The following is a 242-nucleotide window of genomic DNA, read 5'->3' on the forward strand; positions in this document are numbered from 1 at the left end:
GTTTGTTCGATAACTAACCGTAAAAAAGCGATATGTTCGGGTTGAATAATATGAGTATAAAAGCGAATGAGTGTTTGAATTAAATAGTTGCGTAAAGATGTTTGGGAAGGTTGAAATGGTACACAAATATCTTTAAAAAACATTTCACGGCGATAATCGCAAATTGCGGTAAATAAACCATCTTTATTGCCAAAATATTTATAAATAGACGCTTTTGAACCACCGGCATGATTAACAATGTC

1 pseudogene is annotated in these 242 nt (G+C 32.6%); it reads right to left on the reverse strand.

Annotated elements, in window-relative coordinates:
- Positions 1-242: pseudogene (gene adeN / locus AC3II9_RS22380) on the reverse strand (multidrug efflux transcriptional repressor AdeN); the annotation flags it as partial.

The organism is Lysinibacillus sp. RU7 (assembly GCF_057837305.1).